General features: G+C 66.1%; 15 protein-coding genes and 4 tRNA genes. 9 read left to right on the top strand and 10 right to left on the bottom strand.

The features are described 5' to 3' along the window. Positions 1-23: 23 nt before the first annotated feature. Positions 24-1,412: an amidohydrolase gene (locus GT755_RS35760; protein ID WP_161483995.1), complete on the bottom strand. Its 1,389-nt coding sequence runs from the start codon at positions 1,410-1,412 to the stop codon at positions 24-26. A gap of 67 nt (positions 1,413-1,479) precedes the next feature. Here GT755_RS35760 and GT755_RS35755 point away from each other — a divergent pair, with 67 nt between their 5' ends. From GT755_RS35755 to GT755_RS35735, 5 genes are all read left to right on the top strand, one after another. Further along, complete coding sequence (locus GT755_RS35755; protein WP_161483994.1) at positions 1,480-2,868, top strand: M14 family zinc carboxypeptidase; 1,389 nt, start codon at positions 1,480-1,482, stop codon at positions 2,866-2,868. A gap of 29 nt (positions 2,869-2,897) precedes the next feature. Continuing rightward, a tRNA-Gly gene (locus GT755_RS35750) sits at positions 2,898-2,969 on the top strand. 1 nt (position 2,970) lies between these two features. Beyond that, a tRNA-Cys gene (locus tag GT755_RS35745) sits at positions 2,971-3,041 on the top strand. A gap of 74 nt (positions 3,042-3,115) precedes the next feature. After that, a tRNA-Gly gene (locus GT755_RS35740) sits at positions 3,116-3,187 on the top strand. A gap of 13 nt (positions 3,188-3,200) precedes the next feature. Further along, positions 3,201-3,275 (top strand) — tRNA-Val (locus GT755_RS35735). 89 nt (positions 3,276-3,364) lie between these two features. On the opposite strand, the gene GT755_RS35730 is transcribed toward GT755_RS35735, so the two are convergent. The 8 genes from GT755_RS35730 to GT755_RS35695 all read right to left on the bottom strand — a co-directional run bounded on the left by GT755_RS35730 (position 3,365) and on the right by GT755_RS35695 (position 8,286). Beyond that, positions 3,365-4,546, bottom strand: a complete 1,182-nt coding sequence (locus GT755_RS35730; RefSeq protein ID WP_161483993.1) for a site-specific integrase — start codon at positions 4,544-4,546, stop codon at positions 3,365-3,367. Continuing rightward, positions 4,524-4,700, bottom strand: a complete 177-nt coding sequence (locus tag GT755_RS35725; RefSeq protein WP_161483992.1) for a ribbon-helix-helix protein, CopG family — start codon at positions 4,698-4,700, stop codon at positions 4,524-4,526. The genes GT755_RS35730 and GT755_RS35725 overlap by 23 nt, the downstream gene beginning before the upstream one ends. Positions 4,701-4,859: 159 nt before the next feature. Next, the gene (locus tag GT755_RS35720) at positions 4,860-5,024 is read right to left on the bottom strand and encodes a helix-turn-helix domain-containing protein (protein WP_161484121.1); all 165 of its coding nucleotides are present in this window, start codon (positions 5,022-5,024) and stop codon (positions 4,860-4,862) included. 169 nt (positions 5,025-5,193) lie between these two features. Next, a complete protein-coding gene (locus GT755_RS35715; RefSeq protein ID WP_161483991.1) occupies positions 5,194-6,978 on the bottom strand; it encodes a helix-turn-helix domain-containing protein in 1,785 nt (594 codons plus the stop codon). Beyond that, positions 6,975-7,322 (bottom strand): hypothetical protein, encoded by a 348-nt coding sequence (locus GT755_RS35710; protein ID WP_161483990.1) that lies wholly within the window; start codon positions 7,320-7,322, stop codon positions 6,975-6,977. Before GT755_RS35710 ends, GT755_RS35715 begins: the two co-directional genes overlap by 4 nt. Before the next feature lie 51 nt (positions 7,323-7,373). Beyond that, positions 7,374-7,565, bottom strand: coding sequence for a hypothetical protein (locus GT755_RS35705; protein ID WP_161483989.1), 192 nt, complete (start codon positions 7,563-7,565; stop codon positions 7,374-7,376). 9 nt (positions 7,566-7,574) lie between these two features. Further along, entirely contained in the window at positions 7,575-7,781 is a 207-nt protein-coding gene (locus GT755_RS35700) for a hypothetical protein (protein ID WP_137247584.1), read from the bottom strand. Positions 7,782-7,929: 148 nt separating this feature from the next. After that, entirely contained in the window at positions 7,930-8,286 is a 357-nt protein-coding gene (locus GT755_RS35695) for a hypothetical protein (protein WP_161483988.1), read from the bottom strand. Between the two features lie 243 nt (positions 8,287-8,529). Here GT755_RS35695 and GT755_RS35690 point away from each other — a divergent pair, with 243 nt between their 5' ends. Continuing rightward, complete coding sequence (locus GT755_RS35690; protein WP_161483987.1) at positions 8,530-9,561, top strand: AAA family ATPase; 1,032 nt, start codon at positions 8,530-8,532, stop codon at positions 9,559-9,561. After that, entirely contained in the window at positions 9,558-10,121 is a 564-nt protein-coding gene (locus tag GT755_RS35685; protein WP_161483986.1) for an ATP-binding protein, read from the top strand. Before GT755_RS35690 ends, GT755_RS35685 begins: the two co-directional genes overlap by 4 nt. 60 nt (positions 10,122-10,181) lie before the next feature. Here GT755_RS35685 and GT755_RS35680 read toward each other — a convergent pair whose 3' ends face one another. After that, positions 10,182-10,817 (bottom strand): hypothetical protein, encoded by a 636-nt coding sequence (locus GT755_RS35680; protein ID WP_161483985.1) that lies wholly within the window; start codon positions 10,815-10,817, stop codon positions 10,182-10,184. 388 nt (positions 10,818-11,205) lie between these two features. Between GT755_RS35680 and GT755_RS35675 the strand changes: the two genes are divergently transcribed. Continuing rightward, positions 11,206-11,487 carry a winged helix-turn-helix domain-containing protein gene (locus GT755_RS35675; RefSeq protein WP_161483984.1) on the top strand — a complete coding sequence of 94 codons (282 nt, stop codon included), beginning with the start codon at positions 11,206-11,208 and terminating at the stop codon, positions 11,485-11,487. Between the two features lie 9 nt (positions 11,488-11,496). Then, positions 11,497-12,096, top strand: coding sequence for a hypothetical protein (locus GT755_RS35670; protein WP_161483983.1), 600 nt, complete (start codon positions 11,497-11,499; stop codon positions 12,094-12,096). The last annotated feature ends 165 nt before the right edge of the window (positions 12,097-12,261 follow it).

Genomic DNA, 12,261 nt, shown 5'->3' with positions numbered 1-12,261 from the left:
AGAATCCTGCCCGATATCGGGCATCAAACCCCGTTTTTGTACGTCCACCGCCCGGCGAGCATCGTCCCGAGGATCTCCGGGTTCCGCAGATCGCACAGGTCGCCCACGATGACGAGGTCGGCCGGGTCGCCGGCGTGGACGCCGGTCCGGCCCTGGGCGGCGGCGGCCAGCGCGGTGGCGAGCGGGATCGCCTGCTCGGGATGCCAGGCCGGCCGGTCGTCGTCGGTCCGGGTCACGGCCGAGGCGATGCCGTCCCACGGGTCCAGCGGCGACACCGGGGCGTCGGAGCCGATCTCGATGGTCGCCCCGGCGGCCAGCAGGTCGGCGAAGGCGTAGGCCCGGTCGGTCCGTCCCGGCCACTGGAGGTCGGCGACCTCGCGGTCGTCGGGCTGGTGGGCGGGCTGCACGCCCGCGACGAGGTCCTCCAGGGCGAACCGCGGGAAGTCGGCGCGGGAGACGAGCTGCGCGTGCTCGATCCGCCCCGGGCAGCCGAGGGTGTGGAAGGCGTCGAGGGCGATGGTGACCGCGTCGTCGCCGATGGCGTGCACGGCGGGATGGATCCCGTTCTCGCTGGCCGCCTTCATGGTGCCGAGCAGTTCGTCGGGCGGCAGCTCCAGCAGGCCGCGCGAGGCGGTGCCGGGATAGGGGTCGGCGCAGTAGGCGGTCCGGGTGTTCAGGGACCCGTCCACGAACATCTTCACCGGCCCCACCCGGAGGAACTCGCCGATCTCCATTCCGGTACGCAGCCCGTTGGCGATCGCGGTGTCGAGCCGGTCCCGCGGGATCGAACAGGCGACCCGCACGTCGGTCCGGCGGCGCTGCCAGTCGCTCACGTTGTCGGCGTACTCGAAGTCGATGACCCCCGTGACCCCCCGCGCCGCCGCGGCCGTCATCGCCTCGGCCACCCATGCGTCGACCACCTCGGCGGGCGGCGGCGGCAGCGCGGCCAGCCCGCGGAAGCAGTCGCCCTCCAGGAGCACCCCGGTGGGGTGGTCGCCCCGGCCGATCAGCGAGAGCGCGGCCTGGCTGAACCAGGCCGTGTGGAGGTCGTTGCTGACCAGGACGAAGGGATGCTCGACCGGCAGCAGGTCCTTGTGCATCTCGTCGGCCCAGAAGGCGTCCCGGAAGCCGAAGCCCATGGTGGGCTCCCCCGGTCGTACCGCCTCCAGGATCAGGGAGACGGCGTGCGCGGCGGAGGTGGCCGCGGACAGGTCGGCACGGCGGCGGTTCTGCGCCCACTGCACGGAGTGCACGTGGGCGTCCACGAGACCGGGCAGCACGGTCGCGCCCTGGAGGTCGACGATCTCGTCGGGGGTGACGTCGCCGGGGGCGACGACCTGCCCGGCCGAGATCGCGAAGGCGGTGAGCGGCCCGCCGATCCCGGCTCGGGCGTTCCTGAACAGGAGAGACATGCCCTGAACCTTATTTGTCAGACTTTGTGTCTTTATAGGGGGTATGGTCCGTGTGCAAACTTAAGGGATGCTTGCTCCAGACCTGACGCGTGAACTCGGCACCGTCCCCGAGTACGACCGGTTCGCCACCGTCGACGAGGTCAACGAGTACCTGACCGGCCTGGCCGCCGCCCACCGCGACCTGGCCACGATCGAGCGGATCGGCACCTCACGCCTGGGCGACCCCCTGCTGTGCCTCACCATCGGCGAGGGCGACCGCGACGTCGTCGTGGCCGCCGGCCCCCATCCCAACGAGCCCATCGGCGGCCTGACGGTGATGCACCTCGCCTCCCGGCTCTGCGCGGACACGATGCTCCGCAACGGCGCCCGCTGGCACATCGTCGGCTGCCTCGACCCCGACGGCACCCGCCTCAACGAGGGCTGGTTCGCCGGGCCGTACACCAAGGCCCACTACGGCCGGCACTTCTACCGCCCCGCCGGGGACGAACAGGTCGAATGGACCTTCCCGTTCACCTACAAACGCTCCTACTTCGACCGGGTCCTGCCGGAGACCCTGGCCCTGATGCGGCTGATCGACCGCACCCGCCCCGCCTTCCTGACCACCCTCCACAACGGCGAACTCGGGGGCGTCTTCTACTACCTGTCCCGCCCCGAACCCGAACTCCAGACGGTCCTGACCGAACTCCCCGGCCTGTTCGGCCTCCCCCTGCACGTCGGCGAACCCGAACACCCGGCCATCGGCCAGTTGGCCCCCGCGATCTTCCTCACCCCCCGCATGGAGGAGACCTACGACTACGTCGAGGCCCTCGGCCAGGACCCGACGGAGGTCATCACCGGCACCGCCTCCGACACCTACGCCGCCCGCTGGGGCACCCTCTGCCTCACCGCCGAACTCCCCTACTGGGTCGACCCCGCCGCCGGCGACACCTCGGAGACGGAGATCGCGTACGGGGAACTGATCCGCACCCAGGCCGCCCACCTGCGCGAGACCGCCACGATCCTGGAGGAGACCCTCACCGGCGTCACCGCCGACCTGGTCAGCTCCTCCCCCTTCCTCCGCGCCTCCCGCTTCTTCATCCCGATGCTCGCCAGCATCGCCGCCACCGACGAGAACCGCTCGACCGCCCCCGGCGCCGCCCGCCCCGCAACCGCCGCCGAGGTCTCCTCCTGCCGCGACCTCGTGCACAGCTACCGCCTCCGCTTCGGCGGCATGCTGCTGCGCGCCCTGGAAGGCGAGATGGCCATCGGCAACGGCACTCCCGCCATCCGGCGCGGCTGCCGGGCCCTGTCGCAGACGTACGAAAAGTGGTGCGTGGACGCCGAAAACGAGATGTCCGACCAGACGATTCCGATCGCCCACCTGGTCGCCATCCAGTACGGAGCGATCCTCGCGGGCGCGCGGCACGCGCTTGGTGCGCACGAGCACCCGGGAAACACGCTAAAGTCTTCTTCGTGAGGCCGACCCGGAAGGGAACGGCGGATCACGCGGAAGTGGCTCAGGGGTAGAGCATCACCTTGCCAAGGTGAGGGTCGCGGGTTCGAATCCCGTCTTCCGCTCGGTGGAGTGGCCGAGAGGCGAGGCAGCGGCCTGCAAAGCCGCGTACACGGGTTCAAATCCCGTCTCCACCTCGAGGTCGTCACGGAGTCTCGTGAAGTCCGCTAGAGTAAGACAGGTGTCGCGGAGGTAAATCCGAGGCGACCACGCGGAAGTGGCTCAGGGGTAGAGCATCACCTTGCCAAGGTGAGGGTCGCGGGTTCGAATCCCGTCTTCCGCTCGGAAGTTTGCTTGGACGATTAGCTCAGCGGGAGAGCGCTTCCCTGACACGGAAGAGGTCACAGGTTCAATCCCTGTATCGTCCACCAGATAGCCGCAGGTCACTAAGGGTTCCGGAGATTATCCGGGGCCCTTTTTTGATCTTAGAAGGTCGCGGGGAGCCAATCCGGGAGCCAACTCAGGCGGACTTCTCCCGACTACCGAAGATCTCGTTCATCGCTTCCGCGCCTTGGGTGATCTCCGGGCTGAGCTGGAGTCGGTAGACGGACTCTGTGACACGGGTGCCGGCGTGGCCGACAAGATCGGCGATCGTCTCGATACGGACGCCATAAGCGCTCATGATCGAGACGAAAGAGTGGCGGAGTTCGCGTGGGGTCCACGTACCGTCGAGGCCGGCGCTCGCGGTGATGCGCTGGAACGACTTGCGGACGTTGGCGGCGTCCTTCGGGGTTCCGGTGCGGGTGGAGAACACCACGCCGTGTTCCTGCCACGCCTTGCCCGCGCGGAGCTTCTGTTTGGCCTGTCGTGCGTGGTGCCGTCGCAACGCGGCCCCAACCTGAGCGGGGACTTCGAGCGTGCGGCGTGAGGTGGGGGTCTTGGTGTCTCCCCCGACGCGATCGGCCCGCCACACGTAAATGGCGAACCGCTGGTGGTCGAACCCGACCTTGGTAACGGGCTGCCAGCCCTCCCCCGGCACCCACGCGACGACGTGATCCCATTGCAGCGCGCGGGCCTCTTCGGTGCGGACGCCCGTCATGAGGCTGAGCACGATGTAAGCGTGCAAGCCCGACGATTCCGCCGCTTCGAGGACGGCCGTCGCCTGAGCAAACGTGAGCGCCTTGCTCGGACGGCCCGTCTTTCCCTTCGGTGCGGTGACCAGTTCGGCGACGTTCCTGCCGACCATGTCTCTGGCCTCAGCGTGCCGGATGGCGCGCTTCAGGATGGAGTGCACGCGGTGAATCGTGCTCGTCGACAAGACGGCCTTGAGCCCTTCTAACCACTTGTCGACGTCATCGGCGCGGAGCGTCTTGAGTTTGGCCTTGCCGATCTTCGGGATGACGTGCTTTTCGGCGAGGCGGCGGAGGGTGTCGACGGTTCTCTCGCTCTGGTCCTTGAGTCCGCTGGTCAACCAGTCGGTGACGGCCTCGCCCACCGTGTAGCGCTCGGGGCTCTTGATGCCAAGCTCCAGGTCCTTGACGGCCTCAATGAGCTTGTCCTTCACATCGGTCTTCGTCTTGCCTTTGCGCTTGAGTCGCTGGCGACGGCCGTCCGCGCCGAACCCGAGGGAGACGGCTCCGGTGAAGCCGTTCCCCTCGGGATAGATGGTGCCCTCGTACTTACCGATCATGATCTTGGACATGTGATGCCTCCTCGTGGCTCGTGAGGTACTCCTCGATCGCCTTCCGGATCACCCACGACACGTCGCGTTCCTGCGATTCGGCGTAGCGGGTGAGGCGCGCTTTGAACGCGGTCCCGACCCGCACGGCCGGCAACGTGGTGCGGTCGCTCGACATGAGATGCCTCCTCTCGTGGTTGCGATGGGGTGCGTGCCGACGGAGCTATCTATGGCCTCTGACCTCGGGACTTTCCGGCCGGTCTCCGGTCGGCGCGTCAGGGGGTCTGTAGCGCAACGTAGCACAGCGGTATGGCGCTGCATACTGCTCTATACCGCTTCACTCTTCGAGTGAGGAGATGAAGTCGGAAAGGTGCTGGTCGGTGATGCGGCGGAGCTTGCCGATCTTGATGCTGTTGAGCTGCTTCGTACGGAGAAGCGCGTAGACCTTGTCGCGTCCGATGTTGAGGATCTTGGCGACCTGTTCGACCGTGTACGCCTGCATATTGATCACCTCCTCTCCCCCGGGCGTCACCCCGAGGTGTCTGGTTGTCGTCTGGCGATCACCTCTCTTGGTTACTGTGTGTGTTTGTCTCACGGGTTCGTCTCAGCGTTCGTCTCACGCCTATGTGCAGACGCGCGCGAGACGATGAGACATTGAGACGTTGAGACGATTACGGGTTGTGATGACTGTCGGTCGCGCGCCAGCGTCCGCGTCTGGTCTGTCGGGCGCGTCCCTCGTCTTCGAGTTGGGCGAGACGGCGGTAGAGCGTGGCGCGGCTCATGCCGGTCGCTGACAGCAGATCCGCCAATCCGATTCCCTCGTCGGGAGCGTCGTGCAGGGCGGCCAGCAGAGCCGCGTCGGCGTCGTGGGCGCTCTTGCGGTTGGGCGGTTCGCGCGGCTCGTCGGGGTGGACGTTGTCGAGCGCTTGGCGCGAGATCTCGTCGAGGGCAGGGCGTCGGTCGGCGTGACGTTGTGCGGCGCGTTGAACGGTGTCGTCTTCGAGGAGGTAGCCGCGTGCGCGGCGTGGGATGTCGTGTTCGGGTGAGCTGATGAGGAACTTGCCGGGGGCGTCGAGCTTGTCGGCGTGCCAGCCGGCCTTGTGCATGCCCTGTCCAAGGATCAGGTCGACGTCACGGCGTTCGCGGACGCGGTAGCTGACTCTGATGTCCATCTGGGATCGGACGGCGCTGTTGCCCATGGTCTTCTGGGATGGGCGTTGGGTGGCGATGACGAGTTGGACGGCGGGGGCGCGGCCACGTCGGGCGATGGAGTCGGCGTGTGCCAGTGCTATGGGTGCTTCGTCGGACAGTTCGGCGTACTCGTCGGTGACGATGACGAGCGCCGGCGCGTCGGGGGTGGGTTCCCAGACGCGTAACCCCTGCATGGCGAGCATCTCGGCGCGGCCGTCGAGGATGGCCACGGCATCGCGGAACAGGGCTTCGGCTTCCCGCGGAGTGGTGGCGATGCGGTCGAGGCAGGATGCCCACGGGAGCAGCTCCATGCCGCGTTTGAGGTCGACGCCCCACACGATCGTGTCGGCGCACGCGGTGAGGTTGCCGAGTAGGACGTTCTGCCCGCCGCTCTTGCCCGATCCGGAGACTCCGCCGAACAGGCCGTGCCGGCGGAGGAACGAGACCCGTACCGGAGTGCCGTCTTCGAAGACGCCCAGTTCGATCGGGTCGTTGATCGAGGTGACGGACGGGCCGGTCCAGCCGATGGCGTCGGCGTGCGGGTCGGTCTCGATCACCCGGATTTCCATCCGGTTGGCTCGCTCGGGTATCGGCTGGACGCGGACGGCACCACGGCGGGTGCCCAACGCTGACTCGATCTCGGGGATGCGTCCCATGGCGTGTTCCACGGTCTGGCCCCGGGCGAGGCCGATGCGGGCGCGGTACCCCCACAGGTCGACGAACGCCGATTGCACGCGGGAACCGGTGAGGCCGATGGCGTGGGAGATCTCCGGCCACGCGGCCAACGTGCGTTCAACGCGCACCCGGGTACGGCGGCGACGATGGACCCACCACGGCAACGCCAGGAGCAGCGTTCCCGCCGCCAGGAGTGCGGGCATCGGCGGGTTGAACGGGCCGTACGCGCCGGCGAAAGCGACCCAGCTACCGACGCAGGCGACGGTGAGCGCCGCGTACACGCGTTCGCTGACGCGTAGACGAAGCGCCGTACCTCCGAGCATGGCGACCAGGGCGACGGCGACGCCGGTACTGACGATGATCGGTTGAGCCCATTCCGGACGGGTGACGTGCACGGTGGCACCCGTGAGCACGGTCAGTCCGGAGATCAGCAGCGGGCCCAGTTCCGAGCGTCGTCGCCACAGCCACGAGATGACGAGCGTGATGGCGAGGGGCCCGAACTGCATGTTCGCGTCGATCATCAACATGGGCTCGACGCCGTACCGGCGCATGCGGCGGACCTGGGAACGGGACAGGTGACGGGCCCTCATAGAACCTCGCCACACTGAGCCGACAGTTCGTCCCGCACGTAGTAGAGCGGATCGTCTTCGCCCTCGCGGTGGGCGGCGAGAGTGGCGCGGACGGCGGCGATGAGGTTGTGGTGGTCGAGGCGGAGGGCGGTCAAGGTCTCGCGGAGTCGCTCGATCTCGTCGCACAGGTCGGGAACGGCGATGAGGACGCTGGCGAGGGCCGACCCGTGGGGAGTGGTGAGGAGAGCGGAGACGAAGGGGCGCGCGGACGGTTGGTCGGCGAACCGGATGAGGTAGGCGTGGTGGTCGCGGACCTCCTGAAGGTCGGTCTGTCGGATGGGCCGTGTGGTCGACGTGATGACCACCCCCTTTCCTCCCGGGGCGCGTGGCCCCGGGAGCGTTGACGATGTGGACGTTCAGCCGATGAGGAGCTTGAAGACTCTGGTGAGCGTGCTCATGACGTTCTCGAACTCGGGCGTGGCGACGGACTTGCCGAGACAGAAGCCGAACGCCACGCTCACCGCCGCGTGCCAGAGACGGAGCCGGGTGTAGCGGAGCGCGATCAGCAGGGCGACACCGAGCAACAGCACCAGGGAGACGGAGACCACCAAAGGGATTCACCTCCTCCTCAGGGCGGCCGGCGACGGGTCGAGGACGACCAGACCCGAGACTCGGCGCGTCATGGCGCAGGGAGCGGAGTCCGGGGCGTGGTGGATGCTGACGCGGGTGCGGTCGTCGCGGCGGATCTCGGCGGACATGCACAGCACGGCCACGACGGCGGTCACGAGGCCGACCGCGCCACCGAAGGCGATGATCAGGAACACGGGAGGTCCTCCTCTCCGGGGTAGGGGGCCTTGCGACGGCGCCAGCGGTAGCGGGCGAGGCACTTGCGGCAGACGATGGAGCCGAGATCGGCGACTCCTCCGCAGCGGCATCGGTGGCCGCGTGTTCCGGGGATGCGCATCGGGCTCGTCACCACGCGTCCGCGTCGGTGGGGTGGATCGAGCCGTCGTAGGACATGAGGGCGTCGTGTCGGGCGCGGGCTCTGGTCGAGATGGCCACGGCCGTGTAGCTGACTCCGCCGAAACTCTTGCTGGTCCGGCAGTGCCCGCTTCCGTGATGGTCGTGGTGGACCTCGCTCCGGAGGGCGGCACCGATCCGGGTGACCTCCGCGCAGCGTGCTTCGTCGGTCTCGCCTCGCGGGAAGACGATCATGTCGACGTTGAGCGGGGAGGGGAGGGCGCGATTCCTTTCGAGGAAATACGCCAGCCGGCGCAATCCGGAGACGAATTCGCGGGCCTGGAATTCATTGGGGTCGTAGTAGGTCATTTTCTCGGATCACCTCCTGAGGTTCGCCAGCCCTTCTGTCTGGCGTGCCTCAAGTTCACCGAAATCCCGCGAAAACCCCCATCACTAATCCCTAGCCCGGTTCTTAGCCTTGGCGTCTAGCGGGCTTATACGCGAACTAGACGAGTTGGGCGTTCCTCTAGCTTGCGCCTATGTCGGCCCGTAGTATCGCGGCTGCACTTCCGATCATCCCGAGTAGCGGTGACCTACAGGAGGAACCGGCGGATGCAGGTCAAGCATGCTGGGTGGCAGCCGTCCAAGCTGCGCGAACATCGCGAGGCTGCCGGGCTGACGCTCGAAGCGGCCGGCGAGCAGTTGCGCAACATCGGTGAACAGCACAGTTGGAACCTCGCGGCCAACTTCCAGACCATCGGGAAGCACGAGCGCGGGGAGAGCTATCCGCACGTCCACTACCGGCGCGCGTACTCGCTGCTCTACCAGAGCGACGAGTTCACGTTGGGATTCCGGGCCCAGCCTGCCGACGTGTCCGGTGCGGTTCCGGTGCTGAACGTGCCGGGGATCGTGTCGGAGCCAGCGTTCCAGAAGGAAGCTCAGCGGGCCATAACCGAAGCTCTGGAGCGCATCGCGAGCGGTGTCAGCGAGGGCGACGGGACCATGCGGGCCGTGCTCGAATCGCGGGTGCTCGACGCGTGGGGGTCGCGGTTCGTCGTCGGCGCTTCGCAGAAGAAGACACTCACCCTGGTCGGCGGGTATGCCGGATCGGGGAAGACGGAGTTCGCGCGGTTCCTCAGCGATATCACCGGGTGGGCATTCCTGGACAAGGACTCCATGACGCGGGGAATCGCTGAACGACTTCTCGTTTCACTCGGCGGCGATCCGAATGACCGGCATTCGGAGCTTTATCTGAGTGAGGTTCGGCCGTTGGAGTATCGGTGTCTGATGGAGACCGCTTACGACAATCTCGACTGTGGTGTGTCCACGGTTCTCTCCGCGCCGTTCATCTCCGAACTCAAGCAAGAGGCTTGGTTGAAGAGGCTGGAGAACCGGTGCGCGGCCAAGGGCGTCGAGGTTGCCGTGATCTGGGTGCGGTGCGACGTGGATTCCATGCGTGAGTACATGGAGTTCCGGTCCGCGCCGCGCGACACTTGGAAACTTCAGAACTGGGATGACTACGCGAAATCCATCGACACGGAGAACAGTCCGCCCGGGGTTCACGTCACGGTGGACAACCGCTATGGGATGGCGATAGCTACCGCCGACCGTACGCGCGAGACGTTGCGCCGGCTGCTCCCATGACGCTGCGGGCGATCATCCTCTATGGGCCCCCGACCAGTGGCAAGGACTCGATCACGGCAGCGCTATCCCAGATCGACGGGCGGTTCACGTACCTGAGGAAACTCAAGGTCGGTGGTGGCCGGTCGGTCGGGTATCAGCCGGTGAGCCGCGAGCAGCTCGACGAGTTGCGCCGGGAGGGGCGATTAGCCGTCGAGACTCGGCGATACGGCAACGTTTACGCCGTCGACCAGGCCGACGTCACGGCCATGCTCACGGGTGGGGCGACGCCCGTTGTCCACATGGGGAACATCCCGGACGTGCGGGCCCTCAGCGCGAGCGATCCAGAGACGTGGTTCCGGGTGCGGCTGAATGTTCCCCGGGAGGTCTGCGAACAGCGTTCCCGGCAGCGGGGGGACGTTGACACCCCTGCACGCTTGCGGGCGTGGGACGAGACCCTTGCCGATCTCCAGACCCACGACGACGGGCACACGTTCCATCTCTGCGTGGAGACGCACCTGATGGATGTCGAGACCGCCGCGCAGACGATCATCACTGCGCTCAAGATCACGAATGATCATTGATGATGTGGTGCTCCGGCGGGGCTGCCTGAGCGGTGACCTCGAAGCGGCCCCACCGGAGGACTATTGGACCCGCCAGATAGGCGTAATTTCGCTCATGGACACCACGAGTCGGTGAGCGACGGCGTACGACAGAAGATCGCTCCCTGACAGGGGAAGCTCAACGTTGTGTTCGCCGGTGAAAGCCGCGTAACCGTCTCCTGCGGGCGTGTAGACGTGGGCCTGGACGCTCACCGGGGTGGCCTTGCCCACCATGTAGACCGCCGGCGCGTCACGAAGGTGAGGGCAAAGGGACAGCGCCAGAGGCATGCAGTCCAGACAGGTCGGCGGCGTGGCGGTCTGGCCGTAGTCGATCCCTGTGCGGCGGAAAACGTCGTCGGTGACGAGCCAAGGAACCTTGCCCGACCTGTCGTCCGTGGCAGGACAGCCACAGACTTGGCACAGAAGCTTCTCCATGCAATCCCATTGGCGGCGTGCGTTGGGTGATCCCCAGACGGGCCGGCCTTCACGAGATTGACCGGCGCGAGCGCGGAGCACTCCGAGCCGTCTGTCGTCGTCACGCTGGTGCTCGTAGGCAAGCCGCAGCGCGCCAAGGTGGTTCTTGGTGAAAACGAGCGGCGAAGGGTCGGTCTCGCCTGAGTACGCGGTGATGTAGGGAACGGGCATCGTCGAAGCGTCGCCGGGTTGTTGGAGCTTCATCGAGATCACCTGCTCCCGATCGCTGGTGTAAGGGCTTCCGCAAGGACTTGGGCGAGGCGGGCGAGCGTGGGGCTGTGCAGAGTGCGGCGGCACTCGCAGAACTGAGCCGGGCAAGCACCCGTCGCGTACCAGATGCCGCCCAGCTCCCAGATCGTCCACTCCGGGTAGTGCTCTCTGAGCTGGTCAGGGGTCATGCGTCACCATGCCGGGCGGCCCGCCGACCTTGGGTGACGCCAGAAGCCGACGGGCCTGATCAGGTGGAAGTGCGGACCTTCCAAGGGCTCGTCACCGCCCGCCGCAGAGCATAGACCGGCATATAGAGCGGTGTATAGCGGTATGCCGCGTCATGCACGTCTATGCAGCTCAGGGGCGTTCTAGGGTGATCAGCATGAGTGTTGTGCCGCCGTACGACCCTGACGCACCGGGGCCCGCTATGTACGTCTACGCGCGAGTGGCCGACCACATCGCAGCACGGATCGCGGCTGGCGAACTGGTGCCGGGCTCGCGGCTTCCTGGAGAGCGAGATCTTGCCGCCGAGTACGGCGTTGCCCTCGGAACCACACGACGCGCGATCGAAGAACTTCGTGATCGCGGGCTCGTCGTCACACTTCCAGCCAAGGGAACCTACGTCGCCCGTCCAGAAGACATGCCGTCACAAGTTGCGGAGTAATATCTCGCCTTGCTGAATCTCCATGCTCCCGTGATGCCATCACCCATGCCAACGGTCACGATCACGCAAATCGTCATCGTCCCCACTTCCGCCCCCACCCCCATTATTACCTTTACGCCTCAGCCAGCGGACATGACATGGCAAGACATCGCACTCGGCGATTTCGGAGCTGGAGTCATCGGGGCATGCGCGGCGCTTCTCGGCGTGTACTGGCTTATCTCCCGCGAAACCAGAGCACGCGCCGAGCAGGCCATCCTCTCGCAGGCTTCAGTTCTTCTAACTTCGATCCGAAACTTCGAGCGCACACTCGAAGCCGGACCCGCCGAGCGTGGTCATGCGCTATCCGACGTGACCGTAAACGCATTGCTTCTAATCGCGTTTCGCGAGGTCAAAAAACCTGGCGTGAAAGAACGCGTATGGGAATGGGTACATGACATAGCTGCGTGCATCGATGCATACGACCACGTTGACCGTCTGCCTGTTGATGCTGCACAGCGCATTATCAATCTGTGCGGGGACGTGGTTTATCAGATAGCAGAGTGGCTAGAGAATCCACTTGATAGAGAATTGGGCACTGCGAAGCCAACCGGACCTCCTACAAAGGTTTGAGCAGAAAGGCCGCCTCAGAGAGCGGGTGCCTCCCAGCCCGAAAAATCACCACTCCATGATGACTTGATCTAGCTAGCCGTGGATCAAACGTGAAGTCTCCATGATAGAAAGGAGGCTCCCACAATTTGAATCAGCTACCCTTCGCGCGAGGTTTCCGATATGCGA

Source organism: Herbidospora solisilvae (assembly GCF_009901565.1).
Lineage (GTDB): Bacteria > Actinomycetota > Actinomycetes > Streptosporangiales > Streptosporangiaceae > Herbidospora > Herbidospora solisilvae.
The sequence above is the reverse complement of the archived record's forward strand: the minus strand, read 5'-3'. Positions and strand labels throughout refer to the sequence as shown.